The following is a 21,367-nucleotide window of genomic DNA, read 5'->3' as shown; positions in this document are numbered from 1 at the left end:
GTCTTAATGTTTAACAGCTACCCTTATATGATGAACTCCGGTTCCTGGAGGGAGGATTACAATGTGAAAAAACCGCGAATAGCGGAATGGACCGAACTGCGGGGCATTGCCTTTCTGGCAATCGTCATGCAGCATAGTATCGCGGAGTATATCTATCGTGCTGATATTGAACAACCGGATTCCATTATGCTAACTATGATTTATCATCTGACCCGATTTGGTACGCCAACGTTTGTATTTTTATCGGGTGTAATGTTGTTTTATCATCACCGTAACACCAAACCGGAATATCCTCGCTTCATTCGAAAGCGATTTGGCGATATCTATATGCCGTTTGTCGTATGGACACTGATCTACTGGCTTGCTGTCCGTATCTTCACTCCCGCGTTCTGGCGTGGAGGCATACCCGATTTGCGCAGTCTTGTTCGTGAACTATTTATACCACAGACGGGATATCATCTCTGGTTTGTCATTATGGTGTTTCAGTTCTATATTCTGTTCCCCCTGTTCTGGACAGGAGCAAAAGCCATTCAGAGACGTATCCAGAACGCCTCACGTTTCACGCCCATGCAAGTCATTATGGGGCTAATTCTCTTTGCAGCAGCACTATATGCCCTGCTTATGCAATGGTCCTACTATAATATGGGGGGCTGGACAGAATCCATGTCTGAGCCTTGGTCAACGTTGCTGCAATATCGCTCCTATTCATGGGTGATGTACTGGTTCTACTTTTTACTGGGTGCCGTGTGTGCCTGGTCAGTGGATAGCTGGAGGAGTTGGACCACCAAGGTGCTGCCATGGACGATCTGTCTGTTCATAGGGATGTATATATGGCTTGGATACGATGTGCTGCGTGGGTCCGGGGATGTTGTTAATCTGAATATCTCGACCTATCTGAAACCAACCACATTCCTGATCATTATGGCTCAGATGTTTATGATGTATGGTTTCCTTGTAGTGATGCAGGGCAAAGATACACGGTTTCAGCGCCTCTTAGCCTGGATTGGCCGCTATTCATTTGGTGGATATCTGGTTCATGCACTGGTGATCTACGCGATCGCTTATGTAACCAGACCGCTACAACTCAGTGGATGGCATCTGCCTGTAACGTTGCTATCATTCCTTGTAACCGTTGGTATTGCTCTTGCAATCAGTTGGGCGCTATCCAAGCTTCCTGGCTCACGTTTCACCGTAGGGTTAATGCGTAAACCACGTTCTATACCTAATTCATCAGCTGCTGTGGACAAAAGAAATTCACCTGAGCGAACTCCGTCACCCGGCCCAACTCGCAGTCCGGGAACGAGTGAGCCGTTTTAAAAATAAAGAAGAGCGTCCCCTCAAGGAGACGCTCTTCTTTATTTCACTTCGCTCGAAGTTGATCGTCCAGGAACAGGTTCCTGGGGACCCGGGGCTGGATGCACGTTGCCCTTCTGATTCACAAATTTCTTCAGATCACCCGTTAATTGTTCCTTCAGCTTGTCCACCAGCTGCGTTTCACTAATGCCTTTTGCCTGAGCAATCTCAGCCAGGGACTTCCCTCCCTGAAGCTGCTCGTGCAGTTGCGCAGGAGTGACTCCAATAAACCGGGCAATTTCGCCCTTATCTACCATGGAACGTTTGCCATGGTGGGCAAATTCACGCCGCAAATCACCCAGCGGGGTATTGATGACCTTTTTCAACTTGGTATCCATGTCCGCCTTCGTGGCTGCAGCTTGTTCCTTGGTGAGACAACCTTCTTCTACGGCTTGATCCAGACGCTGTGCCAGTGTAGGCTTCAACTTCTGCAATAACTGCTCCTCACTAAGTCCCTTACGCTCTTTCGCAATCTGGGACAACGTCTTGCCAAGTTCCATCTGTTCTTTCAGATCCCGAAGTCCAATCCCAAGCAAGTCTGCTGTCTCACCAATCATAAACAGACCATGTCCTGCCTGCATGCATGGCTTCGCTGGTTTGCCGGAGGAAGAAGCTTTTGACGCATCTTCATGTTCCTCAGCCCGAACCGTTGAATCAGCGAATGCTACATGCCCTGTTGCTGCTGTTATGACTACGGCTGCCAATCCGGCTGCCATCCATGTTTTCCATTTCAAATTCATTTTTCTGCCGCCTTTCCGATGTCGAAATCCTGTGCCTTCCTAGTTTGAACCTAAAATCCACTTTTTTATGCCATAAAATACAAAAAGTCATCATTTTTCTCACAATTGATCACAAAAAATCCTATTTTTTTCAGTTTATTTCCGCTATACTATATGTAACTTCATGATCTAGTCGAACAGTCCTTAGTCATCTTATCGCAGGAAGGACGAGATGTAATAATGCGGAAAGATTGGTTAGATCCGTTTAGATCTGATCTGGAGGTCGTGTTTGCTTCAGCGGAACAACGCGTACGGGAATATCCCGAACCCTTGTCAGGACATGCATTAGAGCAGCTACGTTCGGTTAATCCGCTGTTACAAGATTCGGGACACAGCTACATCGGGTACATCATTCCACTTTGGATGCGACACTCAGATAAACTACCCCCAGAGAAAGCACACCAATTAAGTACAGCCTGTCTCATTCACATGTTATATTTTCTGAATCAGGACGACGTGATGGATGAACAACCGGAGAATGCCACATTGAAGTTATCCCTGGGTAATCTATATTACATGGATGCACTTCAATCTTACTCGGTATTATTTAATCCTTCCTCCACGTTCTGGGTCTATTTCAGACAATATGTAGTGGATTGGGCCTTGAGTGTTACGGGTGAGCATTCCATTGATTATTTCCAGCAGAATCCCTTGTTGATTGCGCAAAAGGCTGCCCCTCTCCTCATTGGAGCTACTGGTGCACTCCTTCTTCAGAATCAGTCCGACCGGATCATCCCGGTGTGTTCTGCCATCAACATCACACTCATGACTCTCCAGATGACCGATGACTTCACAGACACGCAACAAGATGCTGTGCATGGAAACTACAACAGCTACCTCTCCCACATATCCGCAGCACTAAATCACAACTATCCAGTTCATCCTCTAAGCGAACGTATACATGACAATGTATACAATACACAACTCATGAACTCTTACGTAGACATTGCTTATCACTATAATCGTATACTAACATCGTCTAACTTAGGAATATCGCATCTTGAGGCGTTTAATTCTTATTTATGCAGCACTTTAGTACAAACTGTTCAGGACATTACACAACGGAAGAAACAGCTTCTCCAAGGCGGGTTTCATCACTGGATTAGCGAGCAACAGTTGGGATTATAAACATAAGGACTAAGCTGATTCAGTTTAATTTTAAATATGAAGGGAATGTTGACGATGATGGTATCAGAGAAAACGTTGCATGAGGATATTATTGAAAAGGCTTGGACTGACGAGCACTTCAGACAACAATTGCACTCCAATCCGAAGCAGGCGCTTCGTGAAGCGTTTGGCATCGTAATTCCGGAGCACATTCAGGTACGTACTGTTGAGGAGCAGCAGAATGACTATGTGCTTGTCATACCTCCCAATCCTTCCAAAGTAAATTATGATGTGAATTGCGGACCGTGGAGAAGTTAAACCGGGTGAGTTATTGGTAATGTAAGAAATCAGGGGTAGGAACAAAAAAGCCGCTGTATCCTTCTGTGAGTTCGTCAATCGACGAACTCGGCAAAAGATACAACCGCTTCTGTTCCTACCCCTTTGGTGCTTGTAAAGCTGATCTGTCCTTGCATCGCTTCAACAATTCGGAATGTCACCATCATGCCCAGGCCTGTGCCTTTGATTTTATTGGAGAAATAAGGCTCGCCCAATCGGGAGAGTGCTTCCTCGTCCATTCCTTCTCCGTTATCCCTGACATGCACCTTAATCATTCCATCCTGCTTGTACGCCCAGATATCAATCTGGCCTTGTCCCTGCAGAGCTTCAATACTGTTCTTGATAATATTGATAAAAGCCTGCTTGAACTTCGAGGAATTGCCCCGAATATATAGATCTGGCGGAATGTCAGTGGTGATTCTACCACCTTCCAGATTAGCCATCGGTACAAGAATGCCTTCAATATGATTGAACTCATCCGAGATATTGAGCGAGATAATATGGTCAAACTCAGGTTTGGCAAAGGTAAGAAAATCCGTTATGATGCCCGAAGCCCGATCAAGTTCTTCCAGTGCAATTCGCACATACCCCTTGTTTTTGTTGTCTTCCTGTTCCGTCATAAGTTGCAGGAAGCCTCTTGTCACCTGAAGCGGATTACGTACTTCATGGGCAACGGAAGCAGCCAGTTCGCTAATAATCTCCATCTTTTCGGATCGCTGCAACTCATTGTTAAACAGCTCCAGTTCCTTGGAATACTCTAGAACTTTAGTATGTTTTTCGGCAAAACGACTTCCGAGAATGGCAATCAACGAGATCACAAATGCAACCATGGACCATTTCCACCATAACAGATGATACGTCCCACTCCGCTGATAATACCACAACAGTTCAGCCACACTGATCAAGGCAAATGTACCGAATCCCGTCGCAAGCAGCATAGCTTCCCGATTTCGTTGCAGCGCTTTGGCGATGGTACCAACCAACAGGATTGTTAGCAGAATGACCAGCACAATACCAACCACACGCTGTACGAGTAGATTGTATAGGATCTCCCATTGCCCACCTGAAGTAACATAGATAAATAAAGAGAACACAGCGATAACTGAATATATGAATAGTATTTTTCGCAGTTTGGTGAAGATTCCATGCAGTCCTGGCCCGATAATCTGTTCAAAAAAATAACATAGCGCTGGCATACCCAGCAGCATCGCCAGATCAAATACTACGGAATACAGGTCACCATATACCTGATAGAACGTATACAAAAATTGCGAGTACGTGATGATCATCGTGCCGATGGAACCCATCACGATGCATAGCGAGATCCATAATCCCTTATGGAATTTGCCAAGGAAGAACGTACAACTCAGCATCGTAATCGCTGTGAAGACAAAGGTCGCGCCCAAAATTACATCAATAAGTCCGTTATGAATATATTTCTCCTGTAAAGCGGCATAAGGTCCAACCTGAACAGTACCTTGTATCCCCAGACGGCCTTTTTCATTTTGCGACCATACATAGAGCGTGTCACCTGAATTTTCGCTGGATAAGGGCAGCAGCACAGCATTATTATCATAATTGTAATGGTAGTTCTCGTAGACCTTGCGGTCTTCCAGATAAACTACAATATGATTGCCTTTAATGTTCTCAAATCGAATGGCTGAACTTTCCTCACTCAACTCAGGAATGGTCAGGCGAGTCCATAAAGAATTCGAGCGATCCGTATTGCTATACTCTAACTTATCGCTGCCCTGCTTTTCCCATATCTCGTCTGCTCCCTTAACCTCACTGATGAACCCTTGATCGTCGACGTTCCCCCATTTTACTTCCCATCCTGTAATGGATACAGGTTGCTGAACCACTCCTGTAGTTGCAAAGACTATCCCATGTGGCATGCCTAGAATAATCAATACACTCATCCATAAGATGACGATAGCTTTGGGCACATTTTTCATTCACAGCACCTCAAAGTTCTAATTTTCCCTATCTTAGATTCTCTCATTTATCATTCGCCACCGTTTGTCACGTCACCTTCTTGAGATAAAATGAAATTTCACATTTAAGTCGATTTATAGTCTTATTTCCATTTTATTGTTAAAGTTATTCGATTATTCACGCAAGTCTTCGAACTGGTTCACGATCATTTCTCGTTCTTTCTGTTCAACTTGACTCCGAAATTCAAGCCACTGCTCTGTCTCCTCATCATCATAGATGGTCCATATGTCGGAAAAAAGGAAATCCCGTAACTGTACAACTTGCCCGGACCATATACCGCCTACCCAAAACAAACCATCCGGACGACGGATGACGGTACGGGAGAACCCGGGTGTGGACGCCTTTTGCCCGATACGAATGCGTGTGATCATATTGCCCAGTGTGAACCAGTCCACATGAAATTCCTCCCTTACATATTCAAGCTTCATCATAACATAGGCAAAACAGGAAAAGCTGTAAAAACGATGGCTGCGATTCAATCCTTTGCTCCGGGTGTAATGGTTTCTCAAAGCAAACAAACACGCTAAGGAGATGATTACAATGAATGAGCCACATCGTACGGTTGAGGTGGAACATAAGGATGTTCAGCATAAGTCGGATTCAAGTATGGTCGCTTCCACATTTATTAAATATGCCGCATATGTCATTATCTTTTTCGGATTCTTATACTTCTTGGTTAAATATGTATTCCCCAAATTCTAAGGCATTCATATCGTAGTGAACACCCGGAGATAATAACCTGTGCAAGATTACAATACTAGCGCTTTGGGTAACTACGGGGTAAGAAGCTTTGGACAACCGACAATGAAAGGAAGTGTTACTCATGTCTGACAAACCAATTAGTAACGAAGAGAGCGACCGCTATTATGACCGTTATCAGAGGTCCCGCGATATTCCCCCAGAGACGGAAGTCCCGGAAGGCGATATGGATAGCTTTGATGAAGTTTCCGGCAGACGGATTGTAACGGAAGATTCGGATCTGGCACCCGTAGCTGTAGCCGCTGTGGACGAGCCGGAATTGGATTCACGTTTGGCTGAGACACCGCTGGAATCTGTACCGGATGCAGATCTTCTGCAACCGAACAGTCCGGTTGATCCTGCTGCACCCGATCCGGATGCATTGCATGGTACCGATCTGCTTAATGGTGCTGGTGCGGACGCCAAACCCGAGAACGACATTCCACCACGCCATTAACAGCTGTTATGACATCCTGAATGAGGAGGTGCATACACGATGAAGGAAGATCGCCAAAAGCAGGTGCATGAACCGGATAATCTCGTGACCGAACGGGATATTGACCCGGACTTCGGACTGTTCACTGAGGACTCCTTCCCCGAAGCACTTGAGGATGAGGATCAACGTGATGCGGTCGAGCATGCTATTCCCAAAGAGAAGGCTTCTCGTAAGCCCTCTTCGGATGACTAACTTATATAGATCCGTAGTAGACTTAAAAAAGATGACGTCTGTAATTTCACAGCGTCATCTTTTTTGTTACCTTTCAGTCCACTTTCTGTACGCAATTCAGCGTCACCGCTTTGCAGCAACCTTACTTGTTCCAGGCAGCTTGTGATCAAATCCAGACCACTTCGCTACAATTGCAGTGATTAACAATGCAATTCCGTTAATGATAAAAATCCAGCGAATCGGCAGCCAGCCACCGAGAACACCACCAATGATCGGCCCCGCCATCGTCCCAATTTGGGCAGCGGACTGATTCAAGCTAAATGCTCTTCCCCTGAAACCCGATGCGGTAGCCTGCACAATCATGGCGTTAATCGCTGGATATACAGCTGCAAAGAATAAACCGTACACAAACCGCAATATACCGAATCCGATATACCCTGTTGTGAAGAACTGCAGAAGGTTACCTATAGCTCCGCCAACCAGTCCAATGATCAGCACTTTACCGTATCCAATCCTTGAACCAATCTTGCCCCAGCGCGGTGCCATGATGACTGTTGCTACACCTACCGCGGAGAAAATAATACCCGAGCTAAGTGAGGCACGATCAGGTTGCACACCCATCTCCATCACATAGACCGTCAATAATGGCTCCAGAATCATGACAGAGAATGTACATATGCCCATCATGCCAAGCACTGTCATAAACAGCCGATTCGCTCTCGCTTCACGAATATCATCCATGACATGGGAACGCGCCTTGTTCCGGTTGAAGTTCTCCTCTTTTACCCAGAAGGTTGCGATGATCGCAGAGACCAGCACTACAATGGCCGAAAACAAAAATGCATTCCGGTTACCATAATAATGGCTGACCACGCCACCGATTAACGGTCCGATAATACCACCTGTTGCTCCCGCTGTAGACATAATGCCCAGTGCATACCCTGTCTTCTCTTCCGGTGTATTCGTGCCAACCAGGGCAATCGCTGCTGGAACAAACCCTGCAAGCAGACCCTGGAACAATCGAACAACAATCAGTGAATAGGGGTCCTGCACGAAGTAATTAATTAAATACAAGACGGCAAGACTATATCCCGACCGGATGAGCATGGGCTTACGCCCGTATTTGTCAGCCAGTGATCCCCAGAAAGGAGACACGAGCGCACTCGCCAGAAACGTAATACCGAAGGCCAATCCTGACCATAACTCCAGGTGATCACGAACCCCCAAGTCAGCACTTAGAAACAGGGGCAGGAATGGAATCGAGATCGAATACGCGGTGCTGCAAAAAAATACACCAATCCACAATATGACCAGATTGCGCTTCCACGAGAAGTTCATATACCCACACGCCCTTTCCGTTACTGACGCCGGGACTGCCGTGTATTGGAGCGGACGGAACAGACCCGTACGTCCCCGATGCGGAAGCATTTTCCTTATTTTACACCCATCATTCCATGAAGGCCATCCCTTGTTCACCACAAACACATGTATTACATTGCCATCCTGTCCACAAAAACGGTATGATAGTTGGGTAAATATCCAAATAGGGATTTGGAGAAAATATATGATGCAGAGATGCAAGGAGGAACGTTTTCATGTCTTTAACATGGAAAAAAAATACAGTAGTTTCGCTGGTACTCGCGATGCTGCTTATCGTCATTAGTGGTTGTGGACGCCCTTCGAGTGGCGCTACAGAAACACCAGCTCCAGTTGAACCAACGGGTCCCAATCCAGTAGCTACTATTGAAATGGCAGATGGCCAGAAGATCGTCATTGAGCTATATCCCGAAATTGCACCCAATACGGTGAACAATTTTATTTCACTAGCGAATCAGGGTTTCTATGATGGCACAATCTTTCACCGTGTTATTCCAGGTTTCATGATTCAGGGCGGAGATCCAGAAGGTAATGGTCGAGGTGGCCCAGGGTATGCCATTAAGGGTGAATTTACATCCAACGGTCACAAAAACCACCTGAATCATACCCGCGGAGTCATTTCCATGGCACGCGGAGATAATTTGGATTCGGCTGGTTCTCAGTTCTTCATCATGTTAGCTGACGCGGATCATTTGGATAATGCCTATGCTTCCTTCGGTAAAGTAACCGAAGGTATGGAAGTTGTTGATAGTATTGCTGCTCAGGAAATAGGTCAAGGTGACAAACCGGTTACCGATCAAGTTATGAAAAAAGTTACGGTAGACACCCACGGTCTGGAGTATCCAGAACCGGTAAAAATGCCTTAATTAATATCCATGCCAAACGGATGATAATCCTTGGGTATGACTTGTAATGAGCTCTAAACAAACAAAAGCTCTGTCCTGTGCGAATGTCGCAAGGCAGAGCTTTATTTATTGATTTTAATGATAACGGTTACATATATGACTTTATAAAAAATGACCTCTTCCGGCATCATCCTCAATACATCCATCCCATCAAACGTAACCAGCCGATAATCGCAATCCATAACGGGCAGCTAAAGGCAACGCCCCATGCAAGCCCTTTCAGTAAACCACGGTTTACTTCCACGAACAACGACTCCTTTCTCCAGGGAATAGTCGCAGTATCGGTAATAGTATATGATTTTATACCCGTTTTCATTCGTCACGCAACACTCGTTTTCCTGCTTTTGTTCCGCAGATTCATGGAATGCTTTACGGGAACCTGATATACTATGACTACTGTACGATAAATGGAACCTGATTCATGTTTGGAAAGGAGATTTTCCTATGGCAAAATCCAAAAAACGCACTCCTGCTCCCAAAGCAGCAGTAGCACAGGATAAACCCACAACACTGAAGGATCTGCTTAGCAGTGATGTGCTGGAGAAGCTGAAAGCTCAGGCGGATGAAGCCAAGGCTGCCGAAGCGGCTCTTAAAGAACAGGAACGTCAGCAAGCAGAAGAAGCTCGCCAAGCGGAGCAGAAGCGCCGGGATAACGACTTCGAATATTTGCTTAATAACAGTGCAATGGACTGGAAGAAACATAAGTAAGTATCGGACATGACTTGAATGAGTTTCCCACCATTCACATGCCAAAATAAGTTAACAGCAGACAGATGATGAAGTTGATCTGTTCCAGAACAGGGCCGCGTTGCGGTCCTGTTCTTTTTGATATATACACATATGATTCATCAGTCTTGAGCCGGGTATGTAAAAGTAGAGCGTACAACGACAATCTATACCATACGGAGGGATCAGAGATGACTGAACAGCGTTTGGAAGGAAAAGTCGCAATTGTAACCGGAGGTGGATCGGGTATTGGCCAGGCGACCGCTATTCGTTTCGCCGAGCATGGAGCCAAAGTGTACATGCTGGATCGCACACCCGAAAATGCGGAGGAAACCAAGCAGACGATTGAAAAAGCTGGCGGAGAAGCGTATGTGATCGAATGTGATATCTCCAAACCGGATAATGTGCAGAAGGCGATCAATCAGGCTGCGGCTGAAGCGGGTAAACTGGATATCATATTTGCAAATGCTGGCATCAACGGAACGATGGCCCCGATCGAAACCATGGACATCGAGGACTGGGACCAGACGATGGAGATCAATATGCGCGGAACCTTCGCAACCGTCAAATATGCCATCCCCCATCTGAAAGAACATGGCGGCAGCATCATTATTACCAGTTCCATCAACGGTAACCGGGTCTTCTCAGGGATCGGTTTCTCTGCATACGCTTCCAGCAAAGCAGGACAAACTGCGTTTACGAAGATGGCCGCACTGGAGCTGGCTCGTTATAAGATCCGTGTTAACGCTGTCTGCCCAGGAGCCATCGATACCAACATTGATGATAACACCTACCCGTCGGATGATCTGAAAGAAGTGCAGATTCCTGTTGAATTCCCCGAAGGACATGAACATCCGCTCAAGGGCGAACCTGGAACGTCGAAGCAAGTGGCGAACCTCGTTCTGTTCCTCGCTTCCGATGAAGCCTCTCATGTTACAGGTACACGAATCTATGTGGATGGTGCGGAATCTCTGCTCCGTGGATAAATATAAATATAAGTTGGCCTTTTTCAGGGACAACGCCCAAACATCCCGCAAGCGATCTGATTCGTTCCATTCAGATTACTGCGGGATGTTTTATTTATATAGAGTTTATAATGCGGCGCAGGCGCAACTACAAGGATTATCCCTATACCGCGGAGCTTTTACCTTTTTTCACACGATGCTTCAACCGATCTGGAATGGCAAAGAGCAAAATGTACATCAGCGAGAACAAAACTAGCGCAAGTATCTCTTCCCCAAGGATGTACATGGGATACGGACCTAACATATCAAGCACCGAGGGTGTACTCGGCTTGTGTCTCAAAAACATATAATTCGCGTCAAGCATAATATCTACAACGTATACGATTAATGCTGCCACATTCACAAATATCATCGAACCTGCTACAGATCTCCAGCTAGGTCGCAGCTGTTCCACCCAGGTCATGTATAGTAAGGCCATAATGATACAGGCATGAGCAACGAAAAATTGAATGAATCGAAAATGAGCATAACCATAACCCAGATTAGGCGTCAGGATCGCCATAAGGGCTCCAGCAATACCTGCAAACAGCAGTGCAGAATGTAACAGTCGACTGCGTGTCAGTAGTAACAACGCCGATAATAGCAGAGACAGACTGCATAGTTCGAGCGGCAGTGAGGTCTGCAGGCTCCAAATCCCTCCATACACATACCAGAGTTGCAGCACGATTTCGCAGGCAAACATGACACAGGCCAGAGCGATTCGCAGTATGCGGCGTGCCCTCTCTGACCATGATCGAAGATGGTGTCGAAGCAAAAACATTAGTACAATACATGCTGTAATTACGCTAATTGAAACGATATGTGAACGGGAGAACAGGATAAACGGCTCTGCGTCATAAGGGTCCAGCCATGGTGGATACGCCACGCATCTCTTCTCTCCTTTTCGATTATCTCACCAACATTATCTCTCTTTAATGTTAACTTTTTCATTTTGCCATTGAATGAAAATGCTGTCCAGTTGGAATTCTAAATAAGCATTGTAATTTAAATATCTTTATGTTAAGATAAATTCAGAACCAAAACAAACGAAAAGTTAGTAACTTTCTTAATAAAGAATAAATTTAAATAAACTCAAAAAATGTTCAACTGAACTTTTACACTATCCCATTTCATCTAGGAGGAATTTATTATGCAAATCAAAGGACTTCACCACGTATCAGCTCTAACAGCACATGCCGATCAGAACTATCGTTTCTACACCAACATCATGGGTTTGCGCCTCATTAAAAAAACGGTCAATCAGGACGATGTGTCCGTCTACCATCTCTTCTATGGCGATGAGAAAGGCAATCCGGGTACCGAACTTACCTTCTTCGAGATTCCGATGGCCGGACAGACTCGTGAAGGTGTGAACAGCATATCTGGCACGTCACTGCGCGTTCCAAGTGATGCGGCACTTACTTACTGGCAGCAGCGTTTTGACGAATTCGAAGTCCCACATGGAGAGATTGTTGAACGGGGTGGTCGTGCCACACTCTCGTTCACAGACTTTGAAGGACAACGTCTGATTCTGGTCTCGGATGAAAATAATACAGGTGTCGCTGGTGGTAAACCCTGGGATCAGAGCCCTGTGCCTGCCGAGTATGGCGTTGTAGGCCTTGGCCCTATCCATCTTACGGTAAAAGATGCTTCCCTTACCGCTCCGGTTCTTACCGAACTGCTCGGTTTCAGAGCTAAAGGAAGTTACCCTGCCTTTACTCCAGGTCAACCTGATGTACTCGTTTTTGAATCCGGTGAAGGTGGCAGCGGCTCCGAGGTGCATGTTGAGGAACGGAATGACCTTGCCCAAGAGCGTCCTGGACGTGGCAGCGTACACCATGTTGCGTTCCGTGTGGATAATGAGGAAGAACTGAAACAATGGGTGGAACGGGTTCGTAACTTCCAATTCCCTAACTCCGGGTTTGTAGATCGCTTCTACTTCCGCTCCCTGTATTTCCGTGAAGCAAACGGTATTCTGTTCGAACTTGCAACCGATGGTCCGGGATTTGATACAGACGAAGAATTGGAGCATCTGGGTGAATCGCTTGCTTTGCCTCCATTCCTTGAAGGTCGCCGCGCCGAGATTGAAGCCAATCTCAAACCGCTGGATACCGTCATTCGTTAAACATTAAAAACGATTATCACCATGTGTGTTATGGACTTGATCCAGCAACACCATTGTTGATAATCGTTTTTTATTACGTCTATTTTATTTAACCAAATACGATGTTGTAAGAGGTACAAATAGCGATGAACCTGGATCTTCTGAAACAATCTCAACAAACACAGCTTCAGTGCCCGATACATCCACGTCAAGGCTAACCAATCCGCTTCCCGGCGATATACTCAACTTTTTGAGAACCGTATTGTCCTGGTTGATTACCTGTATCTCCTGATTCCCTTGAAGAGCGGCCAGTTCCAGATGCAGGGAAGAATACTTTTTGCCCGTCATGATCTGGAAGTCGTCTCCTTGCTTCACGGAATCTGTATGCAGATATACATCTTTATAATCCTTGCTTTTGTAAGTAGTCTCCGCAGGATCTTTGGTATGCCATGCGGTAGATCCCAACACCGTCGTCCCCAGTGTACTTAGTGTTACTTTATCGTTGGTTACTGGCCCGGTTTCATTTTTCCCACCAATCAGGACGGATGAAGTTGCACTGTCATAAGTGATCTCTGTCCCAAGCAAGGATCCCACAGCACGTACAGGCAAATAAGTCGTTCCGTTGTAGGTGATAGGCAACACTGTTTTACCATTTGCATCTTTGGCTGTCACCGTGGCACCATTCATTTTTAGCGTAATCTTGCTGTTCAGATAGGCTTTAATCTGTTCCAGTCCTGTTGCTGCGAGTGCACCTGTTCCGATTCCAAGCGTTAATGTGCCTACCATCAAACCCAGTACAACCTTTTTCTTCATCAAAATCCCTCCTGAATGTTAAAATGATTTGTCCTTTATACATTTAAACGACTAAAGTGATAAAGTCAATTGTTTCCTGCATTTTTAGTGCACAGTGCCTATTTCCGGGCAGCACAAAACGAGGCTGTATGTCCCGATTTTTTTTCAGCCTCGCCCTGTTTCCCACTGTCCGTATACGGAGTAAGGAAGATATTCTTGTCAGATGTTCACTTAACTCCACACTCGAGAACTTTCAATTCCCGTTGTATTACGATATCAACATGACGCCATTAATCAAAAGTTTCATAATATTCTTCTTCATACACTTCCATACTGTACTTCAAATCTACGGCCTTCCACTCACCATCTTGATACTCATAAGTAAATGTCAGATCACCGGCATATAAAGCCGCACCGTAAGATCCTGCTGCTGATACGACAAGCTGGCCATCTTCTATACTGTAATAGGTTACTCCACCGAATCCCAACTCTTCGTTATATACGCCGCCACTCGTATCTTCCTCGATCCGTAAAGGTTCTGCTTGAACGCCATCAACGGTGACATCAACATCCACACGGTCTGATCTAACCGTAACTTTCGACTTCACATGTTGTTTCGCAATCTCATCCAGAGATTGCATCTTCATCTCTTCCAGCGTTACCGGATTAATGATACGTGCTTGTCCCAAATAAATACCTGTTCCATGACCTTCCGTGTACAGAACAATAATCTCTTTCTGGCCGTCTCCATTCAGATCCAGCTCGTGCACTTCGGGTTTGTAAGACCCACCTTCTCCCTGCCAATCCCTAAATTCTCGCGTTTTGCCGTCCACTTCCAAAATCATTCCGTTATATATATAACCTGAACCCTCAACTTTCATAGGGTATAATCTGACTTTCTTATTCTCTGGAGCTACCGAAACGTATTCCTCTTTCACGGGAATGGATTCCTGTGTTGTCTTCGCTGTGTCATGCATTTTATCTATATTGGAAGCCTCGACCACTGCGGTCTGGCTGGATTGATCATCTATGTTAAGCTGTTTTTGCGATTCATTCATGGTTCTGGCAGCCGAAGTTGTACTAATCGTAGCTACCGCCAAAATAATCATCAGCAGGATACCTGTCCAAGTTTTCAATATACTGGGCTCCTTTATCTGTTGTGATAATCCTATTATATCTTCATTTATCGCCTGCAAGTTGCGAATTTGTTAATCTTTCATAAAATAATCTTTACAAATTTTCATTTTCACGAAAGAACGTTCGGTTTTAACCAGAATAAGCAAATTTCCATGCCAAAACTGTTCTCCAAAAACAAAAAAAATCCCGAACACAGCTTAAGGCTGCATCCGGAATGCTTTGGTTTTGTCCAATAACCGATCGGTTAATTGTCTCAGTTCTTCAGCCGAGGATGAAATCTCCTCCATGATGGCTGTCTCTTCGTGTGCGGCATCCATAATTCGTCTCGCCTCATCCGAGAACGATCCAGCTTTCCCCTGGATCTTCTTCACATGACCGTGCGTTTGCTCCACGCGACCGGTCTGTTCTGCGATCTTGGAACCGATATCATGAGCACCCTTCATAAATACTTCCACTGTGCCTGTCAGCTCATGCAACGTCTGATCCACAGAGATGGTCCGCTCCGATTCATTGACCACGAGACCATGCTGCTCATGAGACAGTTGGGCTGTCTCCCTGATCCGTTGCTGCACACGACTAATCAACTCATTAATACGATGTACCGATTCCTTACTTTCGTCTGCCAGCTTGCGGATCTGCTGCGCCACGACTGCAAATCCAGAACCCTCTTCTCCAGCTCGTGCAGCCTCAATTGAAGCATTCAGGGCAAGTAACCCTGTTTCCTCAGCAATGTTTTTGACAGAATGGGTAATTACCTCGATATCGGAGGCTTCCTTCTCCAGCAACAGCATAATGTCGCGGGAACGATTGTGCGACTCGGCCAGCTCGTCCATCCCTTTCATCAACGATGAAAAAGTCTGTTTGGTATGATCCACCGATCGTTCCATCTGACCGGACATCTCTGTCATGTCCATGGACTGGCTATGCATACGCTGGAAATCGTTCAGCATCTCATCCGCAGTGATCAGAGATTGATGGGAAGTGACCTTCTGCTCCTCTACGCCTACCGCAATATGATCCACCGCATCCGACATCATCTCGATCTGTTCCGCGGCCTGTGTAATCGCTTCACTCAGAGACTGTGCGTTCTGTGAAGTCGTTCTTGTGCTGTCTGCAATATCATTTACAATGCTTCGAAGGTTAGAAACCATTGCGCGAAAAGCATCATATAATACGGTAAGTTCATCCTGCGTGCGTCGCTGCGGAATTTCGGTTGTCAGGTCACCCGCTGAAACCTGCTGTGCAGCCCGGGACAGGTGAACGATTGGACGAGTCAGCCAGCGTGAGGCAAACCATCCCAGAATCCCGTTCCAGCATACTCCCATGATCAGGATAATCGATATGTACACCCAATTCGGAATATCTAACGTAATCCAGTCTTTGACAAAAAATATAAAAAAGCCGCTAGTTCCGTAGGTAATAATCGAAATCAGTACCAGACCGGCGACAGTCTTTGCTCCTAAAGTCCATTTCATGTGCACACCCCGTAGTCCTTTTTTCCTATTTTACCAATCAAGTACCAAATATCATGTGATATACATCACTGAAAACGTTCTATTCCTCCCATACTTGCCGTTCATGCATGACTTCTCTACCATAAAGCGCATAATGTATAAGACAAGCTTGGCCACCCCTCCCTTTCTTAAAAATTGAATAATATCCCAATTCAATATCCCTAATTTTATTTATTATCGGCACAAGAGGACAAATGATTTAGATTGGCATCCATTTTGCTTAAATGATATACTGAGTGCGCTTCAGCAACGCTGAAGCCGAACTATTTTTATTGATGCCACTGGAGGCGAACGAGATGTCTACTATGTCCACACGGACGGAGAAAGATTTTATCGGTGAAAAAGAAATCCCGGCTTATGCTTATTACGGAATTCAGACGGTACGGGCCGTGGAAAACTTCCCGATTACCGGCGTTCCGGTACACCGGGAGCTGATCACGGCTCTGGCTGCGGTGAAGAAGGCAGCAGCGATTACCAACATGGAGTTAAAAATGCTGCCGAGCAAGATTGGCGATGTGATCGTCATGGCGGCTGAAGAAATGATGAAAGGCCATCATTTGGATCATTTTATTGTAGACTCCATTCAGGGTGGTGCAGGCACCTCCATGAATATGAATATGAACGAAATTTTGGCCAACCGCGGGCTGGAACTGTTAACGAAAAGCAAGGGAGACTACTTCCATTGCAATCCAAATAATCATGTGAACATGTCCCAGTCTACTAATGACGTGGTTCCTACAGCACTGCGCATTGCGGCGTACCAACTGTCGGAGACGTTACTCGCTACCATGAAAAGACTACAGGATGCATTCCGTAAAAAAGAACTGGAATTCAACGATGTGGTCAAGGTTGGCCGTACCCATCTTCAGGATGCCGTACCTATTCGCCTTGGACAAGAATTCGGAGCTTATGCCCGTGTAATCGGACGGGATATTGAGCGTCTTGAATTCGCCAATCGCCGCTTGCTTACCATTAACATGGGTGCAACTGCCGTAGGTACAGGACTTAATGCCAAACCCGAATACATCGTCAAGGTTACAGAGCACCTGTCTGATGTTACCGGACTTCCACTACAAACAGCTGAGGATCTCGTGGATGCAACGCAGAACACAGATGCCTATCTGGAACTTTCAGCAGCGCTGAAGGTATGTGCGGTTAGCCTTTCCAAAATCTGTAATGATATTCGCATGATGGCTTCAGGTCCGCGTGCAGGATTCAATGAATTGCGCCTGCCACCACGTCAGCCAGGTTCGTCCATTATGCCGGGCAAAGTTAACCCCGTTATGGCGGAAGTCATTAACCAGGTATCCTTCCAGGTGATGGGGAACGACCATACAATCTGTATGGCGTGTGAAGCCGGCCAATTCGAGCTGAATGTCATGGGACCAGTTATTGCATTTAACTTGCTGCAATCGCTGAAAATTATGAATAACGGCATCGATGTTTTCACGCGTTATGCAGTTGAAGAGATGGAAGCTAACCGTGAGCGCTGTGAATTAATCATGAACCAAAGTTTCAGTGTGGTTACGGCGTTGAACCCGCATTTAGGTTATAATGTGGCAGCTTCCATCGTGAAGGAAGCGCTCAAGACTGGGCTTTCCTTGCAAGAGATTATTCTGGAACGCGGATTGCTGACACCGGAAGAACTGGAAGAGATTCTTCATCCGGAACAGATGACTACACCAGGGATTGCCGGAGAACACTTCCTGCGTAATATGGAACGATTGTAGGTATCAGGAAATTGGTACAGCAACCCAAACACGAATGATTAACAAGAACCCCCGCAGACCGTTCATCCGGTTTGCGGGGGTTCTTGTGTATTCAGAGATGATAAGACGCCAGCTATTCGATTAAGTCCACCGTTTACGCTCAAGGGAAGGCAGAATCTGAAGTTCCTCCCTGTACTTGGTAACCGTTCTGCGGGAGATTAGAATCCCTTCCTCGGCGAGCAGTGTAGCCAAACGACTATCCGAGTATGGACGCTGAGCCTGTTCCGTGCGAATGATTTCTTTTAATCTGCGTTTTACCACTGATGCTGATGTTTTATCCCCTGACGTTGTACTGATTCCCGAGGCAAAAAAAGCCCTGAGTTCATATACCCCATGTGGGGTCTCAATGTATTTACCGTTCACCGCACGACTTACCGTTGATTCATGCATGCCAATCTTCTCTGCAATAACAGCCAGATTAAGTGGTTTTAGTGCGGATGGGCCTTTGACCAAAAAATGCCTCTGCTCTTCCATCACTGCCGCCAGCACACGCACTAAAGTCCTGCGCCGCAAGCGTACACTCCGAATGATAGCCCTCGCCTCTGCCACGCGGGTAGACCAGATTGCGTCCGGAGCCTCTTCCCTGATCCAGCGGAAGCACGCATCATTCATCGATACACGAGGGTTACCTGCTGCATGCAGGTTAAAATGGGCTTCACCGTAACGCAACCCGACAATGGCATCCGGAATAATGTAATGTGGCCGTTCTGTACATCCGATAGATCGACAGGGCTTGGGATCGAGACGTGTAATATAGTCATAGGCAGTCTGAGCTTCCTGCGAAGTCATGCCTAATCGACTCCCTGTTCTACCTGGGTGAAAAGGAACCAGTGCTTCCAATCCGGCTTCCACCATACGTTCAGCGTACTGAACAGCCAATGGATCGCGTCTGATCTGAAGCAATAGACATTCTTGCAGATTCCGCGCCCCCACACCAGCAGGGTCCAGCGACTGGAGAAGCTCCAGTCCCGCTGCAATCTTGCTCATCGGAAGCTCAAGTGTTGCTTGCACCTCTGCCAGTTCAACCGTTAGATAACCATCGTCATTAACACACCCTGCCAAATATACGGCCATATTTTCCAATTCGTCTGGAATTGTCATCACTCGAATTTGCGCAATCAGCAATTGTTCCAGAGTAGGTTCGGCACCTTTGGCCTGAAGCAACGGATCATAGGAATCATACCTGCGCTGATCCATTCGCCGCGGAATCCGGGCGAGAGGCGCAGCTTGTTCTTCCAGCTCAAGTACTGGATTTTCCTCCGCCGCATCCAGCAAGTAACGGGTCAGATCCTGGCCAGACATGGTTAGCAAATGAAAGGATTGTTTCATCTCCGGCGTGATGGACAGCCGAATACGTTGTTCCTGTACCAACTGAACACCTAACATCCGTTACCCTCCTTATACGTTGCAGGGATAATAGCATACTATTCAAATGAATGTAAGAAGTTTTTAGTCGGATCATGGGTTTCTGACTAGTATTTCTCCGACACCAGCTTCGCCTGTGTAAACAACAGCAGATAGTCTCTTCCACCTGCCTTGGAATCCGTGCCTGACATGTTAAATCCGCCAAATGGATGTGTGCCTACCAGTGCTCCGGTACATTTCCGGTTGAAATACAGATTACCCGCAAAGTATTCGCGTCTTGCCTGTTCCAGATGTTCACGATTACGTGAGATCACCGCGCCGGTCAGACCATAGTCTGTATTATTGGCGATATCCAATGCATCCTGGAATGATTCTGCTTTGATGAACGCAAGCACAGGTCCAAAAATCTCATCCTGAGCAATTCGGGCTTTCGGGTCAACATCGGCAATTATAGTTGGTTCAATGAAATAACCTTCAACGTTCCCTGTACCGCCACCGTGCACAAGACGCCCCTCACCCTTGCCGATTTCAATATATTCCGTGATCTTTGCATATGCCTTGTCATCGATAACGGGCCCAACCTGACTGCCAACTTCAAGTGGACTGCCCATCGTCAGTTTCTGTGTCCGTTCAATCACTTTTTGCAATACTTCATCATATACATCCTTATGAATAATGGCGCGGGAACACGCCGAACATTTCTGTCCTGAGAAACCAAATGCCGAAGCGGTAATGGACTCTGCCGCGAGTTCCAGATCACTGTCACTATCTACTACGATGGAATCCTTGCCGCCCATTTCTGCAATAACCCGTTTGATCCACTTCTGACCTGGAGCTGTACGTGCTGCACGTTCATTAATTCGCAGTCCTACATCTCTGGAACCGGTGAAACTGATAAACCGGGTGAGCGCATGATCCACGAGATAATCGCCCACTTCGCTGCCTGGTCCTGGTAAAAAGTTCACGACGCCATCCGGCAGGCCAACTTCTGCGAGCAGTTCCATAAACTTCGCGGCAATCACCGGAGTTGTGCTGGCCGGCTTTAATACCACCGTATTACCGGATACCAGTGCAGCAGAGGTCATGCCTGCCATAATTGCCAGTGGGAAGTTCCAAGGCGGAATAACAACACCCACACCCAGCGGTATATAACTCAGTTCATTATCTTCTCCTGCAATCCGCACGAGGGGCTGCGGTTCACTCAGTCGCTGCATATCCCGTGCATAGAATTCCATAAAATCAATGGCTTCCGCTGTATCCGCATCTGCTTCAGGCCAAGTCTTGCCAGCTTCATAGACCATCCATGCAGAGAATTCATGCTTGCGACGACGCATAATGGCAGCTGCTTTGTATAGATAACGAGCCCGTTCATTCGGGTCAGTATGTTTCCATGTGTGGAATGTCTCCGCCGCTGTCTGAATGGCCTTTTCGGCCAATTCCTGATCTGCCTGATGGATCGTTCCGACCACTTGATTCTTGGCTGCGGGGTTCACGGAAGTTAACGTGCGGCTGCTTGTTATTTTTTGCCCACCAATAATGATCGGGTATTCCTGCCCAAGTTCAGCTTCTACCTGACGAAGTGCGTCTTCAAATGCTTCCTGGTTCGCCTGGACCGCAAAAGGTGTGAATGGTTCGTTAACAAAAGGGATATTCATCAAATGATTCCTCCTTCAGGATGTGGGATTCGCTGGCTGCTCGC

At 46.4% G+C, this 21,367-nt stretch carries 21 protein-coding genes; 11 read left to right on the top strand and 10 right to left on the bottom strand.

From position 1 onward, the window contains the following. Positions 1-63 precede the first annotated feature (63 nt). The gene (locus AC4E8D_RS06005) at positions 64-1,317 is read left to right on the top strand and encodes an acyltransferase (protein WP_490205974.1); all 1,254 of its coding nucleotides are present in this window, start codon (positions 64-66) and stop codon (positions 1,315-1,317) included. Positions 1,318-1,355: 38 nt separating this feature from the next. On the opposite strand, the gene AC4E8D_RS06000 is transcribed toward AC4E8D_RS06005, so the two are convergent. After that, a complete protein-coding gene (locus AC4E8D_RS06000) occupies positions 1,356-2,093 on the bottom strand; it encodes a hypothetical protein (RefSeq protein ID WP_221819031.1) in 738 nt (245 codons plus the stop codon). A 219-nt stretch (positions 2,094-2,312) separates the two neighbouring features. On the opposite strand from AC4E8D_RS06000, the gene AC4E8D_RS05995 reads away from it, so the two are divergent. Continuing rightward, entirely contained in the window at positions 2,313-3,260 is a 948-nt protein-coding gene (locus tag AC4E8D_RS05995; protein ID WP_221819030.1) for a hypothetical protein, read from the top strand. Positions 3,261-3,314: 54 nt separating this feature from the next. Continuing rightward, entirely contained in the window at positions 3,315-3,557 is a 243-nt protein-coding gene (locus AC4E8D_RS05990) for an NHLP leader peptide family RiPP precursor (protein WP_091015589.1), read from the top strand. A 74-nt stretch (positions 3,558-3,631) separates the two neighbouring features. On the opposite strand, the gene AC4E8D_RS05985 is transcribed toward AC4E8D_RS05990, so the two are convergent. Beyond that, positions 3,632-5,530, bottom strand: a complete 1,899-nt coding sequence (locus AC4E8D_RS05985; protein ID WP_490205973.1) for an ATP-binding protein — start codon at positions 5,528-5,530, stop codon at positions 3,632-3,634. Positions 5,531-5,683: 153 nt separating this feature from the next. Next, on the bottom strand, positions 5,684-5,965 hold the full coding sequence (locus AC4E8D_RS05980; protein WP_405131562.1) for a hypothetical protein: 282 nt from the start codon (positions 5,963-5,965) through the stop codon (positions 5,684-5,686). Between the two features lie 145 nt (positions 5,966-6,110). Here AC4E8D_RS05980 and AC4E8D_RS05975 point away from each other — a divergent pair, with 145 nt between their 5' ends. The 3 genes from AC4E8D_RS05975 to AC4E8D_RS05965 all read left to right on the top strand — a co-directional run bounded on the left by AC4E8D_RS05975 (position 6,111) and on the right by AC4E8D_RS05965 (position 6,996). After that, complete coding sequence (locus AC4E8D_RS05975) at positions 6,111-6,272, top strand: hypothetical protein (RefSeq protein WP_221819028.1); 162 nt, start codon at positions 6,111-6,113, stop codon at positions 6,270-6,272. A gap of 121 nt (positions 6,273-6,393) precedes the next feature. Then, positions 6,394-6,765 (top strand): hypothetical protein, encoded by a 372-nt coding sequence (locus AC4E8D_RS05970; RefSeq protein ID WP_221819355.1) that lies wholly within the window; start codon positions 6,394-6,396, stop codon positions 6,763-6,765. 39 nt (positions 6,766-6,804) lie between these two features. Then, on the top strand, positions 6,805-6,996 hold the full coding sequence (locus AC4E8D_RS05965; protein ID WP_221819027.1) for a hypothetical protein: 192 nt from the start codon (positions 6,805-6,807) through the stop codon (positions 6,994-6,996). A 102-nt stretch (positions 6,997-7,098) separates the two neighbouring features. Here the strand turns inward: AC4E8D_RS05965 and AC4E8D_RS05960 are convergent, their stop codons facing one another. After that, complete coding sequence (locus tag AC4E8D_RS05960) at positions 7,099-8,313, bottom strand: MFS transporter (RefSeq protein WP_490206471.1); 1,215 nt, start codon at positions 8,311-8,313, stop codon at positions 7,099-7,101. A gap of 257 nt (positions 8,314-8,570) precedes the next feature. Here AC4E8D_RS05960 and AC4E8D_RS05955 point away from each other — a divergent pair, with 257 nt between their 5' ends. The 3 genes from AC4E8D_RS05955 (at position 8,571) to AC4E8D_RS05945 (ending at position 10,969) form a co-directional block, all read left to right on the top strand. Continuing rightward, positions 8,571-9,218, top strand: coding sequence for a peptidylprolyl isomerase (locus AC4E8D_RS05955; RefSeq protein WP_221819025.1), 648 nt, complete (start codon positions 8,571-8,573; stop codon positions 9,216-9,218). A gap of 483 nt (positions 9,219-9,701) precedes the next feature. Further along, positions 9,702-9,965: a YqkE family protein gene (locus AC4E8D_RS05950; protein ID WP_036612099.1), complete on the top strand. Its 264-nt coding sequence runs from the start codon at positions 9,702-9,704 to the stop codon at positions 9,963-9,965. A gap of 209 nt (positions 9,966-10,174) precedes the next feature. Continuing rightward, entirely contained in the window at positions 10,175-10,969 is a 795-nt protein-coding gene (locus AC4E8D_RS05945) for an SDR family oxidoreductase (RefSeq protein ID WP_076214533.1), read from the top strand. 142 nt (positions 10,970-11,111) lie between these two features. Here AC4E8D_RS05945 and AC4E8D_RS05940 read toward each other — a convergent pair whose 3' ends face one another. Further along, positions 11,112-11,873, bottom strand: a complete 762-nt coding sequence (locus AC4E8D_RS05940) for a YwaF family protein (RefSeq protein ID WP_490205972.1) — start codon at positions 11,871-11,873, stop codon at positions 11,112-11,114. Positions 11,874-12,137: 264 nt separating this feature from the next. On the opposite strand from AC4E8D_RS05940, the gene AC4E8D_RS05935 reads away from it, so the two are divergent. Beyond that, a complete protein-coding gene (locus AC4E8D_RS05935) occupies positions 12,138-13,112 on the top strand; it encodes a ring-cleaving dioxygenase (RefSeq protein WP_221819023.1) in 975 nt (324 codons plus the stop codon). A gap of 84 nt (positions 13,113-13,196) precedes the next feature. Here AC4E8D_RS05935 and AC4E8D_RS05930 read toward each other — a convergent pair whose 3' ends face one another. From AC4E8D_RS05930 to AC4E8D_RS05920, 3 genes are all read right to left on the bottom strand, one after another. Beyond that, the gene (locus tag AC4E8D_RS05930) at positions 13,197-13,904 is read right to left on the bottom strand and encodes a stalk domain-containing protein (protein ID WP_490205971.1); all 708 of its coding nucleotides are present in this window, start codon (positions 13,902-13,904) and stop codon (positions 13,197-13,199) included. A 269-nt stretch (positions 13,905-14,173) separates the two neighbouring features. Beyond that, a complete protein-coding gene (locus AC4E8D_RS05925) occupies positions 14,174-15,019 on the bottom strand; it encodes a hypothetical protein (protein WP_490205970.1) in 846 nt (281 codons plus the stop codon). 198 nt (positions 15,020-15,217) lie between these two features. After that, positions 15,218-16,495: a methyl-accepting chemotaxis protein gene (locus AC4E8D_RS05920; RefSeq protein WP_221819020.1), complete on the bottom strand. Its 1,278-nt coding sequence runs from the start codon at positions 16,493-16,495 to the stop codon at positions 15,218-15,220. A 335-nt stretch (positions 16,496-16,830) separates the two neighbouring features. Between AC4E8D_RS05920 and AC4E8D_RS05915 the strand changes: the two genes are divergently transcribed. After that, on the top strand, positions 16,831-18,264 hold the full coding sequence (locus AC4E8D_RS05915) for an aspartate ammonia-lyase (RefSeq protein WP_221819019.1): 1,434 nt from the start codon (positions 16,831-16,833) through the stop codon (positions 18,262-18,264). A 120-nt stretch (positions 18,265-18,384) separates the two neighbouring features. Here the strand turns inward: AC4E8D_RS05915 and rpoN are convergent, their stop codons facing one another. Beyond that, entirely contained in the window at positions 18,385-19,689 is a 1,305-nt protein-coding gene (gene rpoN / locus AC4E8D_RS05910; protein WP_490205969.1) for an RNA polymerase factor sigma-54, read from the bottom strand. Between the two features lie 86 nt (positions 19,690-19,775). Beyond that, positions 19,776-21,323: an L-glutamate gamma-semialdehyde dehydrogenase gene (gene pruA / locus AC4E8D_RS05905; RefSeq protein WP_076251309.1), complete on the bottom strand. Its 1,548-nt coding sequence runs from the start codon at positions 21,321-21,323 to the stop codon at positions 19,776-19,778. Positions 21,324-21,367 lie beyond the last annotated feature (44 nt).

This window comes from Paenibacillus sp. SRL342 (genome assembly GCF_984798905.1).
The sequence above is the reverse complement of the archived record's forward strand: the minus strand, read 5'-3'. Positions and strand labels throughout refer to the sequence as shown.

Coding starts and splice junctions, on each gene's coding strand:
- AC4E8D_RS06000 (WP_221819031.1), bottom strand. CDS start 2,093: ATGAATTTGAAATGGAAAACATGGATGGCAGCCGGATTGGCAGCCGTA.
- AC4E8D_RS05995 (WP_221819030.1), top strand. CDS start 2,313: ATGCGGAAAGATTGGTTAGATCCGTTTAGATCTGATCTGGAGGTCGTG.
- AC4E8D_RS05990 (WP_091015589.1), top strand. CDS start 3,315: ATGATGGTATCAGAGAAAACGTTGCATGAGGATATTATTGAAAAGGCT.
- AC4E8D_RS05985 (WP_490205973.1), bottom strand. CDS start 5,530: ATGAAAAATGTGCCCAAAGCTATCGTCATCTTATGGATGAGTGTATTG.
- AC4E8D_RS05975 (WP_221819028.1), top strand. CDS start 6,111: ATGAATGAGCCACATCGTACGGTTGAGGTGGAACATAAGGATGTTCAG.
- AC4E8D_RS05970 (WP_221819355.1), top strand. CDS start 6,394: ATGTCTGACAAACCAATTAGTAACGAAGAGAGCGACCGCTATTATGAC.
- AC4E8D_RS05965 (WP_221819027.1), top strand. CDS start 6,805: ATGAAGGAAGATCGCCAAAAGCAGGTGCATGAACCGGATAATCTCGTG.
- AC4E8D_RS05960 (WP_490206471.1), bottom strand. CDS start 8,313: ATGAACTTCTCGTGGAAGCGCAATCTGGTCATATTGTGGATTGGTGTA.
- AC4E8D_RS05955 (WP_221819025.1), top strand. CDS start 8,571: ATGTCTTTAACATGGAAAAAAAATACAGTAGTTTCGCTGGTACTCGCG.
- AC4E8D_RS05950 (WP_036612099.1), top strand. CDS start 9,702: ATGGCAAAATCCAAAAAACGCACTCCTGCTCCCAAAGCAGCAGTAGCA.
- AC4E8D_RS05945 (WP_076214533.1), top strand. CDS start 10,175: ATGACTGAACAGCGTTTGGAAGGAAAAGTCGCAATTGTAACCGGAGGT.
- AC4E8D_RS05935 (WP_221819023.1), top strand. CDS start 12,138: ATGCAAATCAAAGGACTTCACCACGTATCAGCTCTAACAGCACATGCC.
- AC4E8D_RS05930 (WP_490205971.1), bottom strand. CDS start 13,904: ATGAAGAAAAAGGTTGTACTGGGTTTGATGGTAGGCACATTAACGCTT.
- AC4E8D_RS05920 (WP_221819020.1), bottom strand. CDS start 16,495: ATGAAATGGACTTTAGGAGCAAAGACTGTCGCCGGTCTGGTACTGATT.
- AC4E8D_RS05915 (WP_221819019.1), top strand. CDS start 16,831: ATGTCTACTATGTCCACACGGACGGAGAAAGATTTTATCGGTGAAAAA.
- rpoN (WP_490205969.1), bottom strand. CDS start 19,689: ATGTTAGGTGTTCAGTTGGTACAGGAACAACGTATTCGGCTGTCCATC.
- pruA (WP_076251309.1), bottom strand. CDS start 21,323: ATGAATATCCCTTTTGTTAACGAACCATTCACACCTTTTGCGGTCCAG.